The following is a 4,335-nucleotide window of genomic DNA, read 5'->3' as shown; positions in this document are numbered from 1 at the left end:
TAGGAGTTAGAAATAGCTAGCGAAAGGGCTGAAGAAGCTTCTCGCCACAAAAGTGATTTTGGCTAATACTTCCCATGAGTTACGTACCCCTCTCAATGGCATGATTGGGTTTCTCAAGTTGGTTCTTGATGGCATGGCAGACGATCCACAGGAGCAAAGGGATTTTATCCAAGAAGCCTACAATTCTGCATTGCATCTGCTCAATATTATTAATGATATCCTGGATATTGCCAAGATTGAAGCTGGTAAAATGGAGCTAGAACTCGCTCCAGTAGAATTAGATTCTCTGTTTAGAAAAGTTGAGGACTTTACGATCAATCAAGCCCAGCTCAAAAACCTCAGCCTCAGAATTGAAATGCCTGATGTCTATGATGGCATTGTTATGTATGGTAACTATCAAAGGCTGCTACAGGTCATGTTAAACCTAGTCGGCAATGCCATTAAGTTTACTGATGAAGGTGGGGTGACTGTTAGTGCTGAGGTGATCCGAAAGAAGATAACTTTCAAAGGTACAGAATTCCCAGGATTGGTTAAAGTTCGAGTTGCCGATACTGGCATCGGTGTTTCCCTCGACCAGCAAGACCGGCTGTTTCAAACCTTTACCCAAGTCGATGGTTCCCGGACTCGCCAATATGGCGGCACGGGTTTAGGCTTAGTCATATCCCAAAAGCTGATTGAAACCATGGGGGGTGTGGTCAATTTTTTCAGTATGGGGGAAAATTTAGGGTCAACAGTTACCTTCACAGTACCTCTTTATCAAGTTCCTGTGATGATTTCCAATCAAGCAACTGATATTGATTAACCATCCACTCTTTAGGTTCCCCTTACGTAAGGATTCAGCCCTTAGCTTTTTACGGAAAACTTAAACTAAACTTACTAACACTTACAAGCCATAATAAATTTGGGAGTAATGGTGAAAAGTGTTAGTATTAGTTTTAGCTGAAAGTTAGATTAAACGTAAGCATTCAGCCGTCAGCCGTCAGCCCTGAGCCTTGGCCAAAGGCCACGCTACGCGAATGGCTCACGCTGCTTGAGGTGCTTTCCATAACTCAGCATTATTCGAATCCTTACTTGTTTTATTCAAAAGTTCCGTAGCTTTATAATAGCCCATAAGCACATCAAGTAGCACAATCTGTAGCCCATTAGCTGATAGCTGATACGCGACACGCTGATAGCTTACGCTTAAAGTACCTCACCAAATTTAAAGATTCTCTATAAAACAGTAATGCTATAATAAGCACCGTCAGAGATTAGTGAGTAGTCTTTGGATAGTAACACTTCCCTAGTATAGTTTGTCTAGTTTGGGAACTATTAGCTCAAAATATCGGTTGACTTAACAAGACTATGATCGAAAACGAAACAGCTCGTGAAGTGTTCCAGGCGGCTTACGAAAACCGCTACACCTGGGACGACAATTTTCCTGGTTACAAAGCTGACCTGGAAATTAAGCAAGGTGATGAAGTATACACTGGTCAAGTTCGCATTAATAGTGATCACAGTGTTGAAGTCAGTGGGTTTGATGATGAAAAGGTCAAAGAAAGTGTCTATAACCAGATGCGGGATATTGTGACCCATCGCAAGCGGTCATCCTTTGAAAAAGCCCATGGGAAAAACCAATTTAGCTTTGGTGAAAACGATTCTACTGGTGCAGTGGAAATTTTGGTCAAGGGTGATGCTATGGGCTCTAACTATAAAGTCCGGGGTAGGGAAATTTGTCATGTCAGTCGGGTTATGGGTCCGATGGCTTTTACAATTAATACCAACCATAGCCTAGATACAGGAGAAGGGTATATTTCTTCAGGCTACAATGCCATTTTTCGCAATGCCAAAACTGGTGATTTGATGGCTAAACGAGAATTTGAGGACAGGTTCGAGAAAGTTGGTGATTATTATATTATGACTCGTCAAGTAGTTTATGCCATCGAGGAAAAAGGGCGGACAGCTACTGAATTCAACTTTTATAATATCAGGTTACTCCAACCAGCTATGGTTTAAACTTTTGTTGTAAGCATTCAGCTATCAGCTATCAGCCATCAGCTAAAGACCAACGGCTGACAGCTGACGGCACCTCAAGTAGCACCATCTGTAGCCCATAGGCTTACCTGTTATTTACCGGGAGAGAGTTCAAACATAACGTACGCAAAACTCTAATGCCACAGATACATGGCTGGTTTGCTGCGGATAATCAACAACTGGGCGAGTAATTATAACTAGGGAGATGCCTAACTCAGTAGCTACGGCTCGTTTGATATCTTCTCCCCCAGCAACCCCAGAGGCCTTGGTGACCACAACAGAGATGTCCCAGTGATGCCAGAGTGCCTTTTCCAAATCAGCTGGTACCGGAGGACGCAGGGCAATAATTCGATCCCGGCTAAATCCAGACGCGATCGCTACATCTATTGCAGTAACACTGGGGAGAACCCTGGCGTATAGGGTTGATTGGTCTTGCCAACCACGGAATAAGGGTAAATGTTTATAACCGATTGTCAGTAATACCCGCTGCTGATGGAGATAGTTACCAGCAATCAGGTCTTGGAAACTATTGAGATAAATTATTGGTGAATTGTCTAGTTCAGAACTTACCTGAGAATTTAGCTGTTGCCTTTCAAAACGCAGGTAAGGTATATGCCGAGCACAAGCGGCTGAAATCGCTATTTGGGAAATTTCCACCGCATAGGGGTGAGAGGCATCTAGGATCGCTACAATACCATGGTTCTCCAAAAACTGCTCTAGCCCATTTGTATCTAAACGTCCGACTCGAACCCTTAAATTTGGGGTTTGGGGATAGAGGGATTTAGCCGCTGTTGTGGTAACGGTTACTGTACAGGGAATCCCCCTGAATGCGATCGCATTTGCCAGAGTCACACTTTCGGTGGTTCCACCAATCAGCCAAATACGGCCACTGCTATCGAGCACTCCTATCTGCCCTTAAGGGCTTTAGTAAAGTTTTTGCGATAGGACTTATTGGCAACGATTAAAGCTGGCCACAACAGTGACAATGCTATCCGATTGGTTAAACTCCGGCTGAAGTCAGTCCGCTCAAACCCCCTCCAGAATTTCCACACGCCATACCCATAGACTACCAGTAACCCGAAGACAATTAAGTTAGCCATTCATCAAAAATCTTGCCATATTTGGAAACCCCGTCTCAAGTAAGATAGGCGTCTCGCCTGACAGGGAGGAGAAGCGAGCCCTTGGGGCGGTTTTAACTACCCTTGTTGAATCTGGGTAGAAGACATTTGGTTATTGTGACATGGTTTTTCACCTCCGGTGCTTTTTATAAGATAATTTTTATATTAATGATAATTTTACCTTATCAAGCAAGTGTTAGACCATGACCTCAATACCATAAGTGTGTAGGTTAATCAACAGGTGCGCTTGACCTTGGCGAATTTAATTCGCCAAGGTCAAGCGCACCTAAGAATTGATTCGGATTACAGCTCAAAGTAGCATTGATCCAGGTCCAGTTTCTCTAGTCTTCATTTGTGGTGTGACCCTTAGGAGTTACAGACTAGCCAAACTCAGTAGTGATGATTACCTGAGTGAAGAAGCAGCGGGTCAAGGCGCGATCTTTGTTCTGAGGTCGGAGGAAACTTGGCGACACCAGTGTCGTTAGTTATGGTTCCGCCAGTCTTTGTCGAAAGCACTCTTTAGGTGCGACCCGTGGCGAATTTAATAATTAGATGCGGAAAGCGCACCTATATGACTGACTATCGACGCTAGCATGCCAAAATGACGGTTTTTAGATCAAGTCACTGTTTGTGGAGGAAAGTACTTCACTAAAAAAAGCCCATAAAAAGACAAATGAACGTAGACAACATGATCAAACCCCTTAACGGGTTAAAAGAGGAGGAATTATGCGAGCAGTGCTGATGGCTGGTGGTTCAGGAACACGGCTTAGACCGTTGACCTGTGATCTGCCCAAGCCCATGGTGCCAATCCTGAATCGACCCATTGCGGAACATATTGTTAATCTACTCAAACGGCACAATATCACTGAGGTCATTGCCACTCTGTACTATCTCCCAGATGTCATGCGGGACTACTTCCAAGACGGCAGTGACTTTGGGGTCAAGATGACCTATGCGGTAGAAGAAGAACAGCCTCTGGGGACTGCAGGTTGTGTTAAAAATATTTCCGAATTACTCAATGAAACCTTTTTAGTCATTAGTGGCGATAGCATCACCGACTTTGATTTGACTGCTGCGATCGAATTTCATAAAGCTAAGAAATCAAAGGCGACATTAATCCTAACTCGCGTTCCCAATCCCGTTGAGTTCGGGGTGGTGATCACCGATAAGGAAATGCGCATCCGCCAATTTTTGGAAAAACCTT

The 4,335-nt window shown here is 43.9% G+C and carries 5 protein-coding genes and 1 pseudogene; 4 read left to right on the top strand and 2 right to left on the bottom strand.

The features are described 5' to 3' along the window. Positions 1 to 802: pseudogene (locus F6K20_RS26200) on the top strand (ATP-binding protein); the annotation flags it as partial. A 542-nt stretch (positions 803 to 1,344) separates the two neighbouring features. Then, positions 1,345 to 1,995, top strand: a complete 651-nt coding sequence (locus F6K20_RS26195) for a DUF3386 domain-containing protein (protein ID WP_008178703.1) — start codon at positions 1,345 to 1,347, stop codon at positions 1,993 to 1,995. Positions 1,996 to 2,124: 129 nt separating this feature from the next. Here F6K20_RS26195 and F6K20_RS26190 read toward each other — a convergent pair whose 3' ends face one another. Both F6K20_RS26190 and F6K20_RS26185 read right to left on the bottom strand, forming a co-directional pair. Then, positions 2,125 to 2,916: a cobalt-precorrin-6A reductase gene (locus tag F6K20_RS26190; protein ID WP_287296587.1), complete on the bottom strand. Its 792-nt coding sequence runs from the start codon at positions 2,914 to 2,916 to the stop codon at positions 2,125 to 2,127. Between the two features lie 2 nt (positions 2,917 to 2,918). Continuing rightward, complete coding sequence (locus tag F6K20_RS26185) at positions 2,919 to 3,113, bottom strand: hypothetical protein (protein ID WP_008178699.1); 195 nt, start codon at positions 3,111 to 3,113, stop codon at positions 2,919 to 2,921. A gap of 311 nt (positions 3,114 to 3,424) precedes the next feature. On the opposite strand from F6K20_RS26185, the gene F6K20_RS26180 reads away from it, so the two are divergent. After that, complete coding sequence (locus tag F6K20_RS26180) at positions 3,425 to 3,616, top strand: hypothetical protein (RefSeq protein ID WP_287296585.1); 192 nt, start codon at positions 3,425 to 3,427, stop codon at positions 3,614 to 3,616. Positions 3,617 to 3,857: 241 nt separating this feature from the next. Next, on the top strand, positions 3,858 to 4,335 hold a 478-nt coding region (locus tag F6K20_RS26175; RefSeq protein WP_287296584.1), incomplete at its 3' end, for a nucleotidyltransferase family protein.

The organism is Moorena sp. SIO2C4 (assembly GCF_010672485.1).
In the GTDB taxonomy this organism is placed as follows: Bacteria; Cyanobacteriota; Cyanobacteriia; order Cyanobacteriales; family Coleofasciculaceae; genus Moorena; species Moorena producens.
Note: the sequence above shows the minus strand (reverse complement) of the source record. Positions and strands in the feature narration are given on the sequence as shown.

Excerpts from the sequence above, each read along its gene's own strand:
- F6K20_RS26195 (WP_008178703.1), top strand. The coding sequence starts at position 1,345 with ATGATCGAAAACGAAACAGCTCGTGAAGTGTTCCAGGCGGCTTACGAA.
- F6K20_RS26185 (WP_008178699.1), bottom strand. The coding sequence starts at position 3,113 with ATGGCTAACTTAATTGTCTTCGGGTTACTGGTAGTCTATGGGTATGGC.